17 protein-coding genes and 1 tRNA gene are annotated in these 17,041 nt (G+C 29.0%); 8 read left to right on the top strand and 10 right to left on the bottom strand.

Annotated elements, in window-relative coordinates; genetic code table 11:
• Positions 1 to 90: 90 nt before the first annotated feature.
• Both groL and KA468_RS00465 read left to right on the top strand, forming a co-directional pair.
• Complete coding sequence (gene groL, locus KA468_RS00460) at positions 91 to 1,716, top strand: chaperonin GroEL (protein ID WP_291240989.1); 1,626 nt, start codon at positions 91 to 93, stop codon at positions 1,714 to 1,716.
• 229 nt (positions 1,717 to 1,945) lie between these two features.
• Positions 1,946 to 2,018 (top strand) — tRNA-Met (locus KA468_RS00465).
• On the opposite strand, the gene KA468_RS11090 is transcribed toward KA468_RS00465, so the two are convergent.
• The 3 genes from KA468_RS11090 to KA468_RS00475 form a co-directional block, all read right to left on the bottom strand.
• Positions 1,978 to 3,615: a recombinase family protein gene (locus KA468_RS11090; protein ID WP_366933109.1), complete on the bottom strand. Its 1,638-nt coding sequence runs from the start codon at positions 3,613 to 3,615 to the stop codon at positions 1,978 to 1,980. The two genes, KA468_RS00465 and KA468_RS11090, sit on opposite strands and share 41 nt — an antisense overlap.
• Entirely contained in the window at positions 3,587 to 3,781 is a 195-nt protein-coding gene (locus tag KA468_RS00470; RefSeq protein WP_291240990.1) for a hypothetical protein, read from the bottom strand. Before KA468_RS00470 ends, KA468_RS11090 begins: the two co-directional genes overlap by 29 nt.
• A 62-nt stretch (positions 3,782 to 3,843) precedes the next feature.
• Complete coding sequence (locus tag KA468_RS00475; protein WP_291240991.1) at positions 3,844 to 4,698, bottom strand: hypothetical protein; 855 nt, start codon at positions 4,696 to 4,698, stop codon at positions 3,844 to 3,846.
• Between the two features lie 180 nt (positions 4,699 to 4,878).
• Here KA468_RS00475 and KA468_RS00480 point away from each other — a divergent pair, with 180 nt between their 5' ends.
• Both KA468_RS00480 and KA468_RS00485 read left to right on the top strand, forming a co-directional pair.
• A complete protein-coding gene (locus KA468_RS00480; protein WP_291240992.1) occupies positions 4,879 to 5,235 on the top strand; it encodes a hypothetical protein in 357 nt (118 codons plus the stop codon).
• Positions 5,225 to 5,551: a hypothetical protein gene (locus tag KA468_RS00485; protein WP_291240993.1), complete on the top strand. Its 327-nt coding sequence runs from the start codon at positions 5,225 to 5,227 to the stop codon at positions 5,549 to 5,551. Before KA468_RS00480 ends, KA468_RS00485 begins: the two co-directional genes overlap by 11 nt.
• Before the next feature lie 102 nt (positions 5,552 to 5,653).
• On the opposite strand, the gene KA468_RS00490 is transcribed toward KA468_RS00485, so the two are convergent.
• From KA468_RS00490 to KA468_RS00505, 4 genes are all read right to left on the bottom strand, one after another.
• Positions 5,654 to 6,220, bottom strand: a complete 567-nt coding sequence (locus tag KA468_RS00490; RefSeq protein ID WP_291240994.1) for a hypothetical protein — start codon at positions 6,218 to 6,220, stop codon at positions 5,654 to 5,656.
• Positions 6,221 to 6,242: 22 nt separating this feature from the next.
• Positions 6,243 to 7,460 (bottom strand): DUF2130 domain-containing protein, encoded by a 1,218-nt coding sequence (locus tag KA468_RS00495; protein ID WP_291240995.1) that lies wholly within the window; start codon positions 7,458 to 7,460, stop codon positions 6,243 to 6,245.
• Between the two features lie 21 nt (positions 7,461 to 7,481).
• Entirely contained in the window at positions 7,482 to 7,904 is a 423-nt protein-coding gene (locus KA468_RS00500) for a hypothetical protein (protein WP_291240996.1), read from the bottom strand.
• A 327-nt stretch (positions 7,905 to 8,231) separates the two neighbouring features.
• Positions 8,232 to 9,884 (bottom strand): AAA family ATPase, encoded by a 1,653-nt coding sequence (locus KA468_RS00505; RefSeq protein ID WP_291240997.1) that lies wholly within the window; start codon positions 9,882 to 9,884, stop codon positions 8,232 to 8,234.
• A gap of 183 nt (positions 9,885 to 10,067) precedes the next feature.
• On the opposite strand from KA468_RS00505, the gene KA468_RS00510 reads away from it, so the two are divergent.
• Complete coding sequence (locus KA468_RS00510) at positions 10,068 to 11,111, top strand: YafY family protein (protein ID WP_291240998.1); 1,044 nt, start codon at positions 10,068 to 10,070, stop codon at positions 11,109 to 11,111.
• On the opposite strand, the gene KA468_RS00515 is transcribed toward KA468_RS00510, so the two are convergent.
• The 3 genes from KA468_RS00515 to KA468_RS00525 all read right to left on the bottom strand — a co-directional run bounded on the left by KA468_RS00515 (position 11,108) and on the right by KA468_RS00525 (position 12,571).
• Positions 11,108 to 11,686: a hypothetical protein gene (locus KA468_RS00515; RefSeq protein ID WP_291240999.1), complete on the bottom strand. Its 579-nt coding sequence runs from the start codon at positions 11,684 to 11,686 to the stop codon at positions 11,108 to 11,110. The genes KA468_RS00510 and KA468_RS00515 overlap by 4 nt on opposite strands.
• Before the next feature lie 164 nt (positions 11,687 to 11,850).
• Complete coding sequence (locus KA468_RS00520; RefSeq protein ID WP_291241000.1) at positions 11,851 to 12,315, bottom strand: PD-(D/E)XK nuclease family protein; 465 nt, start codon at positions 12,313 to 12,315, stop codon at positions 11,851 to 11,853.
• Complete coding sequence (locus KA468_RS00525; RefSeq protein WP_291241001.1) at positions 12,299 to 12,571, bottom strand: hypothetical protein; 273 nt, start codon at positions 12,569 to 12,571, stop codon at positions 12,299 to 12,301. Before KA468_RS00525 ends, KA468_RS00520 begins: the two co-directional genes overlap by 17 nt.
• 106 nt (positions 12,572 to 12,677) lie before the next feature.
• Between KA468_RS00525 and KA468_RS00530 the strand changes: the two genes are divergently transcribed.
• The 3 genes from KA468_RS00530 to KA468_RS00540 are packed head-to-tail and all read left to right on the top strand — an operon-like array spanning position 12,678 to position 17,041.
• Entirely contained in the window at positions 12,678 to 13,469 is a 792-nt protein-coding gene (locus tag KA468_RS00530) for a DUF481 domain-containing protein (protein WP_291241002.1), read from the top strand.
• Positions 13,470 to 13,471: 2 nt separating this feature from the next.
• Entirely contained in the window at positions 13,472 to 14,776 is a 1,305-nt protein-coding gene (locus tag KA468_RS00535; RefSeq protein ID WP_291241003.1) for a hypothetical protein, read from the top strand.
• Between the two features lie 3 nt (positions 14,777 to 14,779).
• The gene (locus KA468_RS00540) at positions 14,780 to 17,041 is read left to right on the top strand and encodes a hypothetical protein (protein WP_291241004.1); all 2,262 of its coding nucleotides are present in this window, start codon (positions 14,780 to 14,782) and stop codon (positions 17,039 to 17,041) included.

Consider the following 17,041-nt stretch of genomic DNA (forward strand, 5'->3'; position numbering starts at 1 on the left):
TTTAAGCAATTAGCTTCAACTAAATAATATAAAATTAACAGCAGTTGGTTTGCGTAAAGCATTAAGCCTTCTGCCTAAAGCAATAAAAAAATGGCAAAAGATATAAAATTTGATATTGAAGCACGTGACGGTTTAAAACGTGGTGTAGATGCATTAGCAAATGCAGTAAAAGTAACATTAGGACCAAAAGGAAGAAATGTAATTATTTCTAAATCATTTGGAGGACCAACGGTTACTAAAGATGGTGTTTCGGTTGCAAAAGAAATTGAATTAGCTGACCCGTTAGAAAATATGGGTGCGCAAATGGTAAAAGAAGTCGCTTCAAAAACTAATGATTTAGCTGGAGACGGAACTACTACGGCAACTGTTTTGGCTCAAGCCATCGTAAAAGAAGGTTTGAAAAACGTAGCTGCTGGTGCCAATCCAATGGATTTAAAAAGAGGAATTGATAAAGCAGTAGAAGCCATCGTTGCCGATTTAGCAAAACAAACACAATCTGTAGGCGATTCTTCAGAAAAAATAAAACAAGTAGCTTCTATTTCAGCAAATAATGATGAAACTATTGGCGATTTAATTGCAAAAGCTTTTACTAAAGTAGGAAAAGAAGGTGTAATTACTGTTGAAGAAGCAAAAGGAACAGATACTTATGTAGATGTTGTGGAAGGAATGCAATTTGATAGAGGTTATTTATCACCTTATTTTGTTACTGATGCTGATAAAATGGTAGCAGAATTAAGCAATCCGTATGTGTTATTGTACGATAAAAAAATCTCTAACCTACAAGAGTTATTGCCAATTTTAGAACCTGTAGCACAATCAAGTCGTCCGTTATTAATTATTGCGGAAGACGTTGATGGTCAAGCATTAGCTACTTTAGTTGTGAATAAATTACGTGGTGGATTAAAAATTGCTGCAGTAAAAGCACCAGGTTTTGGAGATAGAAGAAAAGCGATGTTAGAAGACATTGCTATTTTAACTGGCGGAACTGTAATTGCTGAAGAAAGTGGCTATTCATTAGAAAACACTACTTTAGAAATGTTGGGTACAGCTGAAACGATTTCTATTGATAAAGACAATACAACTATAGTAAACGGTGCAGGTGAAGCGGAATTGATAAAAGGTCGTGTAAACCAAATTAAAGCACAAATGGAAACTTCAACTTCTGATTACGATAAAGAAAAGTTACAAGAACGTTTGGCTAAATTAGCTGGTGGAGTAGCGGTACTTTATGTTGGAGCAGCTTCTGAAGTTGAAATGAAAGAGAAGAAAGACAGAGTTGATGATGCATTACACGCCACTCGTGCGGCTGTAGAAGAAGGAATTGTTGCTGGTGGTGGTGTTGCTTTAGTGCGCGCTAAAACAGTTTTGGCAACTTTAAAATCGGAAAATGCAGACGAAGCAACGGGAATACAAATTATTTCTCGTGCCGTTGAAGCACCTTTACGTACTATTGTTGAAAACGCTGGAGGAGAAGGTTCTGTAGTAATTGCAAAAGTAACGGAAGGTTCAGGTGATTTTGGATTTAATGCAAAAACAGGAGAATACGTTCAAATGTTAGCTGCTGGAATTATCGATCCGAAAAAAGTAACTCGTGTGGCTTTAGAAAATGCAGCTTCTGTAGCGGGTATGATTTTAACCACAGAATGTGCCTTAATTGAAATTAAAGAAGAGTCAAACCCAAGCCCAATGGGTGGTGGTATGCCAGGAATGATGTAAGTCGAGAGTTTCGACACCCAATTATTCCATCTTTGTTAATAAATTAATATAAAAAATCCGTCAAGAAAACTTTTTTGACGGATTTTTTCATTGTAAATGAAACAGTTACAAACAAATCAATAAAATACACTTGTTTCTTTGGTAGTTAAGAATAAATATGTATATTTGCAGTCGAATTAAGTAATACATATTCTGGTTTCTAATGATAGAAATAGAATTAAACATACATCGCGGGATAGAGCAGTAGGCAGCTCGTCGGGCTCATAACCCGAAGGTCACAGGTTCGAGTCCTGTTCCCGCTACTAAAGAGGACCCATCCCATTTTTGAGGATGGGTTTTTTGTTTTTCAGAATTATAACTCTCTGAAATACATTTAGTTAACTCGAACAAAGCATTGGTTTTTGATGTTCGATATTTTCTATTTTGGATCGAATAATGAAACCCTTCTGGAAACACCAAATATTGGAACTTTCTTTTTTTATTATAATCCAAAGAATCATAGAATTTACTAGGGTTTTGGACGATTTTTAGAAAATATTTCGTAGCATTTTCATTGTTCGATATTTTTGTTGGTAAAAAATCAAGTTCTTTTGTTTTTTCAATAATTGCGTCATTGATTTTTTTACTTTGTCTGTCAAAAATATCTTTTGAAATTTCATTAATTGCATATCGATATTCCATTTTATCATAACTTTCTTTCAGGTTATTTAATTCCATAGAAGCAAGTCTTTTTTTCTCAGAAAAATCAGACAATTCATTGTCGATTATTTTTTTTAATTGAGCCGAAAACAAACCTTTTAAATTATCCGAAAATTTAAATTCGTCTAGAACCTGTTTAAATTCGTTATTTAGACCAACATTTTGAGAGCTTTTAGTGCTTTCAGCATTCACGGTTTTGTGGCAAGAATTACATTTATAATAATGTATATTTCTGCTTTTATTTAAATAGGCGGTCATAGTATCGTCACAATCGGAACACATAGCAAATTTTGGAACAAGAGGAGTTTCTTCTTTACCTGTAATTTTTACAACACCAAACTGCTTTGAACCTTCGAGAATTCGTTGCAATTGATTATATTCTTTAACAGTTATCATTGGTTCCCAAGACCCCTTAATTATTCTACCTTCCAATAACGAATTGAATATTCTTCCAGTATAAAACGGATTGCGCCAAATCTCAGAAATCCTTTGTTTTCTCATTTGAACTCCTTTTGAATTTAACCAATGTATAATTTCAGAATCGGTGTAAGATTTATAAATTTTTAATTTGAAGGCTTCTTTTAAGAATTGACCTTCAGTACTTATCTTAATCTCTTGAAATGCTTGAACTTTAATTGGGTCTTTTACTCGTGGACCATAATGGTCGTATCCTCTTGGAGTTTTTCCAAATACTTTGCCATTTTCCAATGCGTTTATTAAACCAGGAATGACTGTGTCCTGACGATTGAAATTTTCCTTTTGAGCATAAAGTAGCTGAGTTGAAAATTCATTTTCTGCTCTTTCGTTAAACGTATGATTATCTGTACTTACAGAATACAGAAAAACATTATATTCTTTTCTAAGTTTCACAAAAAGTTGAATATGTTCCGCTCCAGCTCTACCAAATCTACTTGGGGACCATATTAGTATCATTTTTGGGCGTTTAGAGATAGAAGTTTTCTTTATCCTATCCATAAGCTCTTTTAGCGTACTTTGCGTGTTTATTCGCTTAGAACTTTCATACTCAGCATCAAACTCTTGGGTTATGATTAATTGATTTTCCTTTGCAAAATCTTTAATTTTGTTTACTTGTGTTTCAATACTTCCATTATTTACAAATTGGTCTTTAGTGGATACCCTGGTGTAAGACCAAACAATTGCATTTTTAAAATCACTTAGTTTTAAGTTGTTGTTCTTCATTTTTGTATTGTTCGTAAATTATTCTTGTAAATTCGTATAATTGTTTTGAAAATTCAAATGAATTTTCCTGTGTTAGTTTGTCTTTTAATGTTGGAACTATTTTTATGAGTTCTTCATAATTTAAGAAGTAGTCCGCTTCATTTGATATTAAATGTTTTTGGCCCATACCGTATTTGTATGTTCACGGGCTGTAATTTCAGGGACCGATTCGGTTTTACATTTTGCATATTACTTTGATTTTATCGTTATTTTATAGTTGCCTTGTGGTCTTGGTTCAATCATAATTTTAGAACCTAGTGGTAATTTGTTGGTTAAAAAAAACTTGGCTAACTCTTCGGTTTTTTTATGTTCTTCGGTGATTTTGATAATTTTTGGTGATTCACCTTGTTGAACTTCAATTTCTAAGAGTTTAGGTTTGTCAAAAAACAACACTCTTCGGATTTGGTTTTCTATAGAAGATAAATACTCCAAATCTGTATTGCTCTTTCCAATTTCAATTCCAACTAATTTTGAAATTAAAGGAAGGAATGGAATAACTATTAAGGTTTCCCCAAAATACAAGTTATTCAAATCAGCTGTCAAACCAACATTGCTAAAATTAAAAGAATGTTCACCTGTCTTAGGGCAATAAATTAATGACACAACACTTCTATTTGAAATTAAACAACTTTTGAATGCATCAGTAAAAGGATTTATTTCTTTTCTAAAAATTGTATTCATTATGGGGTCGGACTTTATTAACTCTTCTATTGATTTTTTCTCAGATAAATCTAAATCTACAGAATTAAGAGCTTCTTTAAAAACACCATCTGCATATTTTTTTTCAAATGGAACTACCCAAATGTTATTAGAAAGACTTTGTAATTTTTTTGTGTTTACACCAATATTTGATAATTCATTAATTATTAATATCCAAAGTGCCTCCGACATATTCATATATCCTTTTTTTTCCTTTAAGAAAAAAGGCAAGACATTACAATTTCTCCAATAATTAAATTGTCTTGCGGTTATGTTTAAGTTTTCGGGCAAAAAGCAATCGTTTGATATCAATCGCCCTATTTTTATTCTCTCATTTTTGTTCATAAATCAAATTATTTTTGTAATTTAAGTAAATAGAAGATAACCAATTGGTAAATATATAAATTATTTTTTATATTTGAAAAAAATTTAAAGGATATTTTTATGATAAAGAAAAATTCAAACAGGCAAAGGTTTTCTAATAGAACCTATCCACAAAAGTTATGTAAAAAACCCGACTGCAACATGGAATTTGTACCAACAGATGGTCGACAAGTTTATTGTTCTTCTCAACATCGCATCGATAGCAACAATGATAAAAGAAAAGTAATAGATGCAATTGAACGTAATTTCACATCAAGAGTTAAAAACAACGAAAAAATACTAATTAAAATTATTGGTAGTCCTTTTTATATTAAAAATGGTTTTACACACACTTTTTTTCTGGAGCACGAGTATTACGATTTTGAGACTTACCACACTATAGAGTATGATGAAGCGACAAATAGAGAAATACATTTTTGTTACAATCACGGTATCTTTATAATTGACGCAGAAAAAAAATATTTAAAAATAATAATAAAAGAAAAAAATGAAGACTAGAAAACCAACATTCGAAGAATTATTTCCTGTTGCCCACCAACAGGATTTGCTAAAAAAACAATCGGCACATTTTACAAACCAGTCCATTTCAAAAATGAGTATTGAAAGTGGCTATGAAAATTTGCCAACTAAATTATTTAATGAACAAGTAAACCATGATATTCCAACTCATCCAAATTCTCCAACAAAATTATTTGACAATTATGTAAAAAACAATTGGAAGCCACTTTTATTAATGATATTATTAGGAGGTGTTTTGACATATGCACTGATTCATACAAGCAACAACAAAAAACAAAAGAAGAAACTAGATTGAAAATCAATATAAATCAATACGAATAGTTACAAATAGTTACGAATCGATTCAAATCAACACGTAACTATTTGTAATTTTTAATATAACATAAATCATTTAAAACTACATCCATTCTAAATCAATTTCATTTAAATCAACATCAGGAAAATTGTAACTATCAATTAACTTTGACTTATTGTACTTAATTTTTTTTGGGTTAATACAAAATTGCAATATTTTCTCAATTTTCTTTAAATCTTTAATCAATAGTTTATTCGGATTATTTAACAATTTAGAGAATAAGTTAAATTCGGCAGATGTAGCATAGATATTGTCATTACATGTTACTAATTTTTGAGCCAACAATCTATAATGCAATAAGCAATAAAAAATAGTAATAATTTCCGATGACTTTATTGTTACTATATTACTTTTAGATTTTATTTTACTCAAAAATTTGTTTGATTCTTTAAAATTGTCCCATCTTTCCGCTTGAATGTCAGAAATAAAGCACCCGTTTTTAAAATTAATATAACTACAATGAATTTCTAATGCATTCATAAGCGCATTTATGATTTGTAGTCTATATAAACGTGGTGGATTTTCTTTAAATTTTTCTAATGACCAAGTTTCAATTTCACTATCGTAGTTATATAAATCAATAAAGGTTTTTAATAATTTTTTTTCCATGCCTTAAAATTAAAAAATGCTTTTAGTTTTCATCATTATTTGTGTTTAACTCATCAAATTTAGCTTTCATTGTTGGATTATTATGCGTTAATTTTTTAATTGTTAAATCTTCTGTTTTTTCATTTGCTAGGCGTAGATTGTTTTCAGAGGATAATAATGCGGCTTTAGTTTTTTCTAACTCTTTAATTGTTTTATCAATGCCGTCAATAGCTTCATTAAACTTTCGACTGGCTAAATCATAGTTTCTTGCAAAACCTTCTTTGAATTTATTCATTTTATCTTCAAAATGGGTAATATCGATGTTTTGACTTCGCACTAGTGCCAATTCAGATTTGTATTGCATCGAACTCATAGCTGCATTGCGTAATAACGTTATGATTGGAATAAAAAACTGAGGACGCACCACATACATTTTAGGATATTTATAAGACACATCAACTATACCCGTATTATATAATTCGCTTTCCGATTCTAACATAGATACTAAAACAGCATATTCGCATTTTTTTTCAGTACGATCTTTGTCTAATTCTTTTATGAAATCATCGTTACGTTTTTTTGAAGCAGTTGTATCTGCTTCATTTTTCATTTCAAACATTATAGAGATGATTTCATTGCCTTGTTCATCAAATTCTTTATAAATATAATCTCCTTTACTTCCGGACCTAGCGTCGTTATCTTTTTCAAAATAGGCTTTTGGAAAAGCTGTTGGTCGCAATTTGTTAAACTCATTCTCGCAATGTAATTCTAAAGTTTCACCAATCATTTTGGTAGAAAGTTTCGCTTTCATATCTTTAACACGCGCAATTTCTTCTTCTTTGTATTTGATGATGGCTTCTTTATTTTGTAATTCAGTAGTGAATTGCTGTTTTAATGTACTCTCTAAATTTTGTTTCTCGAGTTCTTTGGTTTTAACTTCATTGGCTAATGTATCTCGTTCTTTTTCAATTTTTTGAACGGCTTCAGTAACAGAAAGTTTTTTTTGAATTTCTGCATTATCCAATTGTGCTTTAAATTGAGCAATCTCATTTTCTTTCTTTTGAATAGTATCTTGAAATGAATTTTTTATTGTAGCTTCTGCTAATTTAACGGCACTTTCTTTTTCTCTTTCAGCTATCGAAAGGCGTTTCTGAATTTCTTCTTCAAACAAATGGTCCTTAATTTGTTTAGCAATATCAGCGTAACCACTCTCGTCAATTGTAAATGGCGTTTTACAATTTGGACAGATTATTTCTTTCATAAGTTTATTTCTTTATATTAATTATAATTTACTTATTAATTCTTCTTTTTCAATAACAGAAATGATATCTGTATTTTCAATTTCTAAATTAAAATTAAAAATATGAAATCCATCCATTTCATATTTTATTTCAAGTATAAAATCACCGTTCAATATGACTTTATTTTCATTGATATTGCATCCTTTTAAATGAATACCCAAATACAATAAATCAGAACCATTTAAAACTATATTCTTTAAATCACTGCTCACAAAGTCTTTATGTTTTCCATCAGGTGTTTCAAACTCCATTTCAATTACATATTTTCCTTCATGATTTGGTAGTAATAATTCACAATCAATACTTCTTGTTTTAGCATCGTAAACTTTCTTAAAATCTTGTTCATTATACCCTGTTTCTTTATAAGTATAATTAAATTTGCCTTTAAAATTATTTGTTTCCATTTTTGATTGTTTTTTTAGAAGTTAAGTTGGAACTACTGATTATATCATATATTAATCCCACGACAATATACAAAAATGCTAGCAATAAATAAATTTTGTAAAAAAAACGAACCATTTCCGTTTTGCCATCAACCAAATGGTAGGTTATTACAATATAGAAAAAGGAGCCTATAAATAAGCATGTGAACAATATAAATGTCCGAGCTTTAACAACCTCTCTGTTGTTATGATTCCAAAATAATTTTACGATTCCTCGAGTGGCGAAGTAAAAGATAAAAATTATGATTAGTGAGTTCAAATAGGAACGGATAGTTTTTTCCATTGTTTCTAGTTATTAATGTTAAATCCGATTTTTTGACTGGTCTTTGTTTCTGATTCTTCTTTACAAAGTTTGATGAAAAGTTCATCTAAATTAACATCCTCAATGATGCATTGCATGATATATTTTTTACGGATATTATAAATTTGGCCGCCTGTAAAGGAATAGTCTTCTAAAATAGTGTTGATTGTATCCTTTGAGATGTTTTGAAAAGCATTGGATAGCAAACTAAATTGCGTTTCTTTTGTAGGTTTTTCAAATTCGACTTTATAAAGAAAACGTCTTTCGAATGCTTTGTCCAATTTTTCTGCATGGTTACTGGTAACAATTGAAATTCCTGAAAATTGCTCCATTTGTTCTAACAAAATATTCTGCATGCTGTTGTGCGTTCGATCGGAGGAATGCCCCACATCAACGCGCTTTGAAAAGATACTATCTTCGTTGAAGAATAGGATAGGAGTTAGTTCACATTGATTGGAAAACTCGTAATATTCATCGAAGATTTTCTTGGTATTTTTTTCTGAATCGCCAATCCATTTGTTAGCAATTTTTTCTACATCCACACAAAATAGAGGGCGATTTGTAATTTTAGCTAAGCGTTTAGCAGTAGCCGTTTTTCCAGTACCAGAAGAGCCATTAAAAATTATAGAAATTCCTTTTGCTAATCCATTATCCATTAATTGATTTACAACTAATTGGTGCTTTTCTTTACTCAATATCTTTTCTATTGTATTGATTTGTTGCCATTCTGATTCATTGTAAAATAACTCCTCTAAAAATATATCTTCTGGCTGTAATATTGTAGCTGTTGAAAATGCTTTCTTTTTTGCTTTATTGGTTTCCTTTTGAAACAAAGCATTTTTGGATTTTTCTGTTAATCCTACAAATTCATCAAAAACAAAACCATCTTCTTCTTTAAGAAGTAAATCGTTTGTTACTAATGAAGAAGTCTTATTTGCAATACTATCCCTAAATGCTTTTTGTTTTGAAAAATTGTCTTCAATTTGTTTAATGTGAAATTCTAAATCGATTTGTTCCTCATCTTTTTGATGGGTATAGGCAGCAAATAGAAATAGAATTTTATCCTCAAGTGTTAAATTTGAAAAACTGTTCAGCCAATTAAGTGACTCATCTTTTGTTGCAGCGTTTAATTCTCGCTCAACGAGTTTTTTTAACGTTGTAGCATCAAAACATCCATCTTTTCGCTTTCTGAAAATTTCATTTACATTTTTTAATAATTGATTGAAGTTTTCGGCAGGTTTAAATTCCAGTCTTTCTTGCTTATTTTCCAATAAAGCCTCATAGATTTTCTCATCTACTTGAAACGTTTGTTTGATTAGGGTTTTGCTAAACTTATTTTTTGTGGTTGATACCACATATCCTTTGGAAATTAGAGAATGTAGGGCCTTATTAATATGTTTTATACCAGATAATCCACCGCCAAAGTATTCCAAAAAGGCATCAATACCCAGTTCTTCTTGGCGAATTCCACCTTCTATGAGTATGGAAAGAACTACCAACTCATTGTAATTAATTTTAAAGAATTTTTGTAGTTCTTTAATCTCAGTTTGTTGCATGAGTGTCTCGTTGTTATTAGTGCCAAAACTTTCTCCAACAACATACTCAATGAATTTTAATTTGTCGAATTGTAAATTACTCATAGAATAGTGATTTAAATTAGTGCAAGAGGGAGGTCTCGCACCTCCAAGAATTAAATTAATCCACTAACACTAGGTTAGCGCGTCTACTTTTTGGTTCTGTGCACCGATACCAAATTCCGCCACTCTTGCTTTGATGGGACAAATTTATTATATAACTTTGCCAAAAAATGTCAATCTTCTATTATGAGTGATATAAAAAATGAAGCTGTACGATTAAAGATGATTCCAAGTATTATAAAAAATAATCATGTTAATCTTAACGGACTTACAGAATTGGTGAATGAAAAATTGATTCACGACAATCTGAAAGGGGTCTCAGAAAGAACCATTTCACGTGATATTATTGTATTAAAATCAAAAGGCTATGAAATTCTATCTAAAAAAGGTTATAAAAATAAAAACTATTATTTCATAGAATCAGTAGATGATGATTTAGATTTCTTGACTGAAAACGAAATAAAATCACTTCCAATACTTATGGGTTTACTTAAAACAGAAGAAAATTTAAGCATTACTAAGTGGTTGAAAGATAAACTAAAAAATGAATTTAATTTTACTTCTAAAGAATTGGACCCAAGTCCTTATTTTATAAAAACTAACCCTTCAATTAACTTCAAAGAAGATTTAATGTTATTAACCGCTGAAATTTTAGAATTTATAAAGAAAGGACAGGCAATTTACTTTGAATATTTTAACTCAAAACAAAATAAATCCAAGTATATAGCTCCATTACAAGTAAGGTATTACGACGGTAGATACTACTTATTGGGAACTGAAATAGAAGAGAATAATGACTATAATCCAAAATCATTATTAACTACATATAGTATAGATAATATTGTAAATTTATCTGTAGTACCTGCTATAAAAGAAGAAACTCATAATCATGGTGAACACATTTTTTTTGATTATAAAAAATTATATAAAGAAAGTCATTTAGAAATTTTGTTAAAAAATAGTTTTGGTATTATTTACAATTCCATTTTAGATCGAAATAGAATAAAAAAATACCGTTTTAAGTTTACTAACTGGGCTATAAGTTATGTTGAAAATAAAATTTTTCATCCCTCTCAGCGAGTAATTGAAAAAACAAACGATTATATCATAATTGAACTTACCCTTTGGGAAATAATGGATAATAAAAGTCAAGGAATAGAAATATGGGACAACAAAGAGGTTGATTTTTTTGTGGGTAGATTTGGGGATAAATGTGAGAGGTTGAATTAAATATTAATTTTTGAAATCCAATCAATTGATTTTTTGACACTTCCACCTCCATAATTTGCAGGTGTTTTAAGTAAGTTATAATTTATATTGTTTGTTTTACAATATTCCTCTATTTTATTCCATTCAATTGCAATTTTATTTATTCCATTTAAAGTTGATCTTGTTAAATAAACACCTTTAATTGATTTATTATTTTTTATTAAATCTAAAATATTGTTTGTATTAAAATCGAGTTCATATTTATTTAAAATATTATCTGAAAATTTTTTTGTCAAATTATTAACATCAACTTCAGAAGCAATAGAAGCATTTTTTACAGATAGAATCAAATCTGTAATACCAATTTTTTTATTTTTTAAAAAAAGTAATTTATCTTTTTTTGATTTATATTTTAAATTTTCACACCCAAAAACAATCGATACAATACTCCAAAAATTATTTCTTTTTCTCCCATAAAAATAATCCGCTTGAACTGCATTATTTTCATTCCATTCAGGATTAAAAGTTCCAACAAAAAGATGTTCTATTTCCCATTTTGGAATTAATTCTTTATAAAATCTGTGATTACATGGCATGTTTTTATTTTTTTTAAAATTAATTAAAAGTTATCAATTTCACAAATCTCCTTCAAATGCTAGTGTATCTTGAAAATGCGTTATTTCAAATCACCTTTTAGACTTCAAAATTAATATTTTTTGAAAACGTTCTCTTAGTCTTTCTTTTAATATATTTATTTTTATTATTCACGATTTCCATTTTTTTCTTTTACCAATTCCGAGTATAACTTACCAAAAAAGTTACAATATTGACATGTATCATTTTTATTTGGAATTCTAGGATTAGATAAACAACTGTGTAAATCATTAATAGCTTGACTTATCCAACTATCATTTCCTTCGTAAGGAATAATATGAGAGTGAAATTCAATTTTATTATTAAAGCATTCGGCATTATTATCTCCTGTGCAATAAACAAAATAAGCCGTATTGGATACTTTTAAGCCGTTTTTTCTGAGTAACCATTGGTACACTTCCATCTGCCGCTTGTAACCTGCTGTCCAATCTGCTAATTCTGTTACAGGAGTTTCTTTAGCTGTTGCTTTGTAATCCACTATATGGTACTCTCCATCTGAATTAATCCATAAATCATCAATTCCTCCATAAATATGTAACTCTCTTTCAATGTCTTTAAATATTACCCCCATGCTGCATAGATTGTCTCCATTTATCAATCATTGGATGATTGGCAGGAATAGCATCAATATCAAACTCAATTTGTATGGGATGTTTAGTCCCAGCTTCTCGATGACGATCAAATTCTTTTTTTAATAAGCTATCAACTGCGTTATTAAGGTTGAAAGGAAATCCTGGAGGTCTTTTTATTTTTTTTTGAATGTCTAAGTAAAAACATCTAGGGCACTCTAAAAATAAATCTATTTTGCTGCGAGAAATTTTTATCATCGTTTGATTTATTTCATTATTTTAGTAAATATATATAATTTAATCTTTTTTAGAAAAATTATGTTATTTTTGATACTTTCTACAAAGTTTTTAAATTTTTTTATTTATGAAGAAATATTATTTATGGCTATTATTAATTGCGGTACTTCCGATTCACTCACAGATTTTAAATGTAGATAGAATTTCAGAGAATGACTCTGTTTTCAAAAAATGGACAGGATATACAGATGTATCATTTAGTTCTGATAAATTAAAAAAAAATGTACTTGATGGTAGTACAAAGTTTGAACTAAATCACTTTTTAAAAAATAATTATTTTTTTGTTTTTGCTTTGAACAATGATTTTACGCTAAATGGTAAAGACATGATTCAGAATGAGGGATTTATTCAAGTTCGTTTTAGAGACAAAGATTCAAGAGAATGGAGTAACGAATCATATGCACAATACCAATGGAATGGAGCTTTAGGTATGGAATATAGAAAAGTAATTGGTTCGAATGTTAGAAAACGTTTCTTTGAAAAAAAGAAGTTAGATTTATATGCTGGTTTAGGTGTTTTTCACGAATCGGAGCAATGGAATTGGAGTGGCGTAACTAATTACGAACTATTAGAAACTACACCCACGCTTAATCGTGCCCTTTTTCGTTTAAATAATTATTGGAAAATGGCTTATAAAATTAATGAGAATGTGGATATTTCAGCTATTTCTTATTTTCAATTACCTATGAATAGGGGTTTTCTTAATATGAGGTGGTTTATGGATATAAATACATACATTAAAATGTCTAAAAATTTGAGTTTTGTCATACATTATGACCATACAATAGATAATTACAGATTAGTACCTGTAGCAAACTTTTATTATTCGTTAAACTTTGGAATTCAACTAAAATGGTAACTATGAGCCAAGATTATACTCAGTATACAATAGATAATTATATCCTTAAAATTACTGGGGTATTTAATTATGATAAAGATTTTCAAAAGAAAGCTAATGAAGCTACTTATGAAGAGTTGCAGTTTTCTGAAGATTCAGAAAAATTCAGTAAAGATTTTTTTTATCCTGATTTAAGAAATCAATTTTTTAATAATAATAAAAAAAGACATTCAATATTAGTTAAAAAAAATACTGAAAACTCAATTGTAGATTTATTTACTTATCAATTTGATGGAAAAACTAAATCCAAAGAAGTTCAGTTAAAAATAATTGATAGTCGATTGGATTTATTTGAAGAAGGATTTGGATTATTTACTTTAAATATAAAAATAGAAACTGAGAAAACAGATTTATCAAAATTTTCAGATGCGGCATTTTTAGCACGTAACTTTGAAACTAACATTGAACATTCACACTATGATAAATGGCATCAATATATTGAGAAAGAAATATTGGTTGGTGCTAGTACTAGAGGAAATTCAATTAAAGTTGATGAATATTCTGGTTCAAAGTACAAACTTTACATGATATTAGATATTCCTGAGCTTACCGAAAAAAATGAAATGAAATCGTTACTTTTTGATATTGGTACATTATCTAGAATAGGTTCTGCAATTGGAAATAACTATGATTCAATGGATAAAGATTATGTAAAGCAATTGACCAATAAAAATGCAATATCTATATTTAATAACTGGGAAGGATTGGCTTTACTTGACACCTATACCGTAGTTGGAAATAAAATATTAGATACCGATTGGAAAAAAAGTACTTATTTAAACATTTACCATGGTATTTATCTTTATTGCTTATTTATTAAATATAATCTATTTAAATACAATTTTGAAATTGCCGATTTAGATGAAGACAGAAGGTCTAATTTTCAAGATTTTCTGGCTAAATATTACTTTAATTATATTTCGTATAATTTTTTACCAACCGAAATTTATAATAAAATTAGGACTTCACTTGATATAGAAAAAGAACTACAATTACTTAATGAGAAAATCGTTGCAGTAGGGCAAAAAATTCAAGAGGAACAACAAGATAAAACCAATAAAATTTTAGGGATTGTTACCGTTCTTACCTCAGTATCTTCTGTACAGCCGGTTTATGATTATTTAATTGAAGGACAAAAAATACTAGGATGGAGCTCAGAAATTTATTGGGTAACCACTATTTCAATTGTTCTAGTGCTTGGCGGAGGAGTTGGGTTTTATGTATTTGGAAAAAATATATTGAAGTGGATTAAAAAAAGGAATAAATAATACATGGAACAAATTACCTACTATAGCACTTTTCTTAAAGGTATTTTAGATGCCAATCCATGGATTTGGCATGCGCTTCAGGTATTTATGTTATTAACCTTTTTCCCTAATAAATTTTATTATACATTTCCAAAACCAATTTCAAAGTTTTTAAATTTTTTTGCAACGTACCACTATATTTATTTAATATTATTCATTTTTAATAAAATAGAAATATGGGGCTTAATTGTTTATGTCCTAGTAATTATTATTGATAAATTATTTGAAAAATCAAAAGACGAAAAAAATATAGAAACTGGAGATTATTACATATTTACAGTAATGTGGTATAGTCTCAGAATATTATTAATTTGTTCAATTGTTTTTGCATTAAAAGGAGAGTTTTCTTTAAAATATAGATTAATTATATTATTAATTCATTTATATTATTTCTTTAATCATTTTTTTATTTATACAAGAACTAGGAAATACGAAATTCAAGAAAATTTTGTGTCTACCGGTTATTTAAGGTTTTTTTCTCCTAAGTGGATTGGTTTGGTATTAATGCCTTTTTCATGGGCTTTATGGATACTTATGATTATGAGTTTTTTTGACAAATCGGATGATGAAATACATCCAAAATTTGATTTGGCAAATAGAAACACATTAATAGATGACTGGAAAAACAATAGTAGTCATCATACACTTTATTTTATGTTAAATGTATGTGCTATAATTTTTTTAGGTTTTAGTATAGATGCATTTGTATTAATTGGATTAATAAATTTCATTTTATATTTCTATTATAATCGAAAATCTAATAATCCTTTAAAAGATTACATCAGTTTTTCTATAATTACGGGGAATCAAAATTATTTAAACAATCTTGTGATTTCAAAAAAAATTACCTTTTTGGTTCAAAGAATTTTGATTAAAATTACCGAGGACAGCACTTATGGTGTGTTAGTAAGTCCATATGAAAAAGTAGTTAATTTTAATAAAGTTCAACATATTGATGAAATATCTAAAGGAGCTCATCATTTGGTGTTAATTGATGGTGGAGATGAATCTGATAAAATTATTAGAATTGAAAATGATTTCACAAATTTTTTAGGTCGAGTAGATACAGTAATTGACTATTTTTTTATTGCAAATCAAACTATAGATACATATTCAAAACCTATAGAAACCGAACAGGCAAATTGCATTAGAGAACGGATTGCTGTTAAACAAGCAATTATTGATGAAAAGGCATTTGTTTTAGATGATAATCCTGAAGAAGAAGCAAAAACAATTGATACATTTATCAATTCAATCAATACCGAATCGGTGCGAATTAATATGTTGGTTCGGGAATACTTTAAAGAAAATAAGACTGATTATGAGCAGTTGCAATCGGAATTGATAAATAATGGACCTTTTGAAATTAATACCCTGTTAAGACAAATGCGCGAAGGTGGTTCGGTGCCTTCTCGATTTGTAGATGCGCTTTCTATTGCCGAAATAGCAGCCAGGTATTTGTTTAGTTTAACAAATGAATTTAATAATTATTTAGAAAAAAACGAGAATAGTATTGAAGATCGAAACTCAAAATATAGTCAATTATCCTTTGGACCATGTGTAGGTTTTTTAAGAACAATTAGCGAAAAAGGAAAACTAAATGCATTTGAGAAATCGATAAAAGTACTTCTAAAAACAAAGTATACAGATAGTGATAATTTTGAAAGATTAAAAAAGTACTTAATTACAGATTTACATTACGACAAAAAAGTGTCTGATGAACCAATCCTATTCGATTTATTTAATTATTTGGCTTATATTCGAAATAAAACAAGAGGTCATGGAACGCCAAGTAAAGTGGAATTTGAATTTTATGTAACCTTAGATTTAATCTCTATATTTATAGTTCATTGTATTTCGAAAATCGAAATTGAAACCTTCAGCAGACAAATAATCAACGACAAAGAATGGTTGTTGTATTATAATGCTGGTGGAAATGTTGTTTTACATCCGTTAGATACCAATGAAAATTTAGAATATTGGAAAGATTCTTTTGATTGGAAGTATCTAGACAAAATGGAGGAAGCTAAAAACATTATTCAGAAAACTAATCAATCGGTCTATTTAAAGATTAAATATCAGGAAGAAATTCATTGGATTAAAGCAGAAACCTTTTTTAAATGTAAAGAAGGAATCATTTACATGTATGACGGCATTAATAAAGACGAAGCCGAGTGGATAAGTTTTACAACTGGTGCTGTAATTAGACCATATAGAATTAATTAA

The organism is Flavobacterium sp., from assembly GCF_017985075.1.
In the GTDB taxonomy this organism is placed as follows: Bacteria; Bacteroidota; Bacteroidia; order Flavobacteriales; family Flavobacteriaceae; genus Flavobacterium.

Bases quoted from the DNA above. Each gene is read 5' to 3' on its own strand.
- KA468_RS00540 (WP_291241004.1), top strand. From the start codon at position 14,780: ATGGAACAAATTACCTACTATAGCACTTTTCTTAAAGGTATTTTAGAT.
- KA468_RS00530 (WP_291241002.1), top strand. From the start codon at position 12,678: ATGAAGAAATATTATTTATGGCTATTATTAATTGCGGTACTTCCGATT.
- KA468_RS00505 (WP_291240997.1), bottom strand. From the start codon at position 9,884: ATGAGTAATTTACAATTCGACAAATTAAAATTCATTGAGTATGTTGTT.
- KA468_RS00490 (WP_291240994.1), bottom strand. From the start codon at position 6,220: ATGGAAAAAAAATTATTAAAAACCTTTATTGATTTATATAACTACGAT.
- KA468_RS00515 (WP_291240999.1), bottom strand. From the start codon at position 11,686: ATGCCATGTAATCACAGATTTTATAAAGAATTAATTCCAAAATGGGAA.
- KA468_RS00480 (WP_291240992.1), top strand. From the start codon at position 4,879: ATGGAATTTGTACCAACAGATGGTCGACAAGTTTATTGTTCTTCTCAA.
- KA468_RS00485 (WP_291240993.1), top strand. From the start codon at position 5,225: ATGAAGACTAGAAAACCAACATTCGAAGAATTATTTCCTGTTGCCCAC.
- KA468_RS00470 (WP_291240990.1), bottom strand. From the start codon at position 3,781: ATGGGCCAAAAACATTTAATATCAAATGAAGCGGACTACTTCTTAAAT.
- KA468_RS00500 (WP_291240996.1), bottom strand. From the start codon at position 7,904: ATGGAAACAAATAATTTTAAAGGCAAATTTAATTATACTTATAAAGAA.
- groL (WP_291240989.1), top strand. From the start codon at position 91: ATGGCAAAAGATATAAAATTTGATATTGAAGCACGTGACGGTTTAAAA.
- KA468_RS00495 (WP_291240995.1), bottom strand. From the start codon at position 7,460: ATGAAAGAAATAATCTGTCCAAATTGTAAAACGCCATTTACAATTGAC.
- KA468_RS00475 (WP_291240991.1), bottom strand. From the start codon at position 4,698: ATGAACAAAAATGAGAGAATAAAAATAGGGCGATTGATATCAAACGAT.
- KA468_RS11090 (WP_366933109.1), bottom strand. From the start codon at position 3,615: ATGAAGAACAACAACTTAAAACTAAGTGATTTTAAAAATGCAATTGTT.
- KA468_RS00510 (WP_291240998.1), top strand. From the start codon at position 10,068: ATGAGTGATATAAAAAATGAAGCTGTACGATTAAAGATGATTCCAAGT.
- KA468_RS00535 (WP_291241003.1), top strand. From the start codon at position 13,472: ATGAGCCAAGATTATACTCAGTATACAATAGATAATTATATCCTTAAA.
- KA468_RS00520 (WP_291241000.1), bottom strand. From the start codon at position 12,315: ATGGGGGTAATATTTAAAGACATTGAAAGAGAGTTACATATTTATGGA.
- KA468_RS00525 (WP_291241001.1), bottom strand. From the start codon at position 12,571: ATGATAAAAATTTCTCGCAGCAAAATAGATTTATTTTTAGAGTGCCCT.